Here is a 2,648-nt window from a genome sequence, read left to right on the forward strand (position 1 = left end):
GGAACCCCGACATTCCCGGCCCCCACCGCCTCGCCGAGGCCGTGGCGGGACGCGACCAGGCGATCCAGTTCGACATCTTCAATCGCCGCGCGCTCGATCTGCTTTCGGCCGCCGCCAGCGAAGCGGCGCTGTCCGGCGACCTCGCCAGGGCCAAAACCCTGTCTGAGGCTTGGCAGGAGGCGCTTAACACGATATCTGAGGCCGAGACCTACAATCTCGACAAGAAGCAGCACGCCCTGACCATGATCGACCGCCTGAATTCTGCGATGCGAATGTGACGGCCCGTTCGATGCATGCCGTTGGCCCACTTTCGGGCGGCCTGCATTGGCCTCGGGATGGCAATCGACGTTCCGATGCGATATCCACCGCCACAACTCACATTCAGATATTCATGACGGTTCATTCATGTCACGCGACACATTCTACATCACGACCGCGATCTCCTATCCGAACGGCAAGCCTCATATCGGCCATGCCTATGAGCTGATCGCCACCGACGCGCTTGCCCGCTTCCAGCGGCTCGACGGCAAGGACGTGTTCTTCCTGACCGGCACCGACGAGCACGGCATCAAGATGCTGCAGACGGCGCGCAAGGAAGGCATCGCGGCGCGCGAGCTCGCCGACCGCAATTCGGCCGAGTTCAAGCGCATGGCGAGCGCGCTGAACGCTTCCAACGACGATTTCATCCGTACCACCGAGGAGCGGCATTATGCGTCCTCCCAGGCGATCTGGAAGGCGATGGCCGCCAATGGCGACATCTACAAGGGTGGCTATGCCGGCTGGTATTCGGTGCGCGACGAGGCCTATTACGGCGAGGAGGAGACCGAGGTCCGCGCTGACAATGTGCGCTACGGGCCGCAGGGAACGCCTGTCGAATGGGTCGAGGAGGAAAGCTATTTCTTCCGCCTGTCGGCCTATCAGGACAAGCTCATCGCGCTCTACGAGAGCCAGCCCGATTTCATCGGTCCGGCCGAGCGTCGCAACGAGGTGATGAGCTTCGTCAAATCCGGGCTGAAGGACCTGTCGGTCTCGCGCACCACCTTCGACTGGGGCGTGCCGGTGCCTGGCGACGAGAAGCATGTGATGTATGTGTGGGTCGACGCCTTGACCAACTACATCACCGGCATCGGCTATCCCAATGAAAACGATGATAAATGGCGTTTCTGGCCAGCCGACGCGCACATCATCGGCAAGGACATCGTGCGCTTCCACGCGGTCTATTGGCCGGCGTTCCTGATGTCGGCGGGAATTCCGCTGCCGAAGCGCGTCTTCGGCCACGGCTTCCTGTTCAACCGCGGCGAGAAGATGTCGAAGTCGGTCGGCAACGTCATCGACCCGTTCACGATGGTGGACCATTACGGCGTTGACCAGGTGCGCTATTTCTTCCTGCGCGAGGTGCCGTTCGGTCAGGACGGCAACTACAGCCATGAGGCGATCGTCAACCGCACCAACGCGGATCTCGCCAATGGCCTTGGCAATCTGGCGCAGCGGTCGCTGTCCATGATCGCCAAGAATTGCGGCGGTGCGGTGCCGAAGCGCGACGAGCTGGCGGAGGCCGATACGGCGATCCTCGACCAGGCGATCGAAGCGCTGGCCGTTTCGCGCCGGGCGATGGCGGAGCAGGGCATCCATCTGGCGTTGGCCGCGATCTTCGGCGTGGTGGCGGAAGCGGACCGCTATTTCGCTTCCCAGGAGCCGTGGGCACTGAAGAAGACCAATCCGGAGCGGATGGAAACGGTCTTGTGGACAACGGCCGAACTGGTGCGACGCGTGGCACTCCTTTGCCAGCCCTTCATTCCGGGATCGGCGGCCAAGCTGCTCGACCTGCTGGCCGTGCCTGCGGGCAAGCGTGCTTTCGAGCACATCCATGCCGACCAAGCGCTGGTGCCCGGCGCCGCGTTGCCGGCGCCGGAGGGCGTGTTCCCGCGTTATGTCGAGCAAGGCGCCTGATGCTGGTCGACAGCCACTGCCATCTCGACTTTCCGGACTTTGCCGAGGAGCGGGCGGCTATCGTCGCCCGCGCCCTCGCCGCCGGGGTAGGCCGCATGGTCACGATCTCGACGCGCGTGAGGCGCTTTCAGCAGATCCTTGAAATCGCTGAAACTTTCAACGAGGTCTATTGCTCGGTCGGCACTCATCCGCACAATGCGGCGGAAGAGCTCGACGTCACCGCCGACGAGCTGGTCCGGCTTTCCGGTCACCCAAAGGTCGTGGCGATCGGCGAGGCCGGACTGGATTACCACTATGACAAGGCGCCGCGCGATGCGCAGGCGCAAGGTTTTCGCACCCATATCGCCGCTGCGCGCCGGACCGGCCTGCCGCTGGTCATCCATGCGCGCAATGCCGAGGACGACATGGCGTCGATCCTCGAGGACGAGACAGGGAAGGGCGCCTTCCCCTTCATTCTGCACTGTTTTTCGTCTGGACGCAGGCTGGCCGAAGTCGGCGTGGCGCTGGGCGGCTATGTCTCCTTCTCCGGCATCCTGACCTTCAAGAATTCCCCCGAGTTGCGCGCTATCGCGGCTGATGTTCCGCGTGACCGGCTCCTGGTCGAGACGGACGCGCCCTACCTCGCGCCGATCCCGCATCGGGGAAAACGCAACGAACCGGCCTATGTCACGACCACGGCGATGGTTCTTGCCGAGACC

At 63.4% G+C, this 2,648-nt stretch carries 2 protein-coding genes and 1 pseudogene; all 3 read left to right on the plus strand.

Features of this window, described 5'->3' with window-relative positions; genetic code table 11:
* Positions 1 to 278: pseudogene (locus tag EOA24_RS33665) on the plus strand (DNA polymerase III subunit delta'); the annotation flags it as partial.
* 127 nt (positions 279 to 405) lie between these two features.
* Positions 406 to 1,950: a methionine--tRNA ligase gene (gene metG, locus EOA24_RS33670; protein ID WP_126082743.1), complete on the plus strand. Its 1,545-nt coding sequence runs from the start codon at positions 406 to 408 to the stop codon at positions 1,948 to 1,950.
* Positions 1,950 to 2,648 (plus strand): TatD family hydrolase (locus EOA24_RS33675; RefSeq protein ID WP_133374750.1); only part of this gene is annotated, 699 nt, incomplete at its 3' end. The genes metG and EOA24_RS33675, both read left to right, overlap by 1 nt.

This window comes from Mesorhizobium sp. M2A.F.Ca.ET.039.01.1.1, assembly GCF_003998035.1.
Classification (GTDB): domain Bacteria; phylum Pseudomonadota; class Alphaproteobacteria; order Rhizobiales; family Rhizobiaceae; genus Mesorhizobium.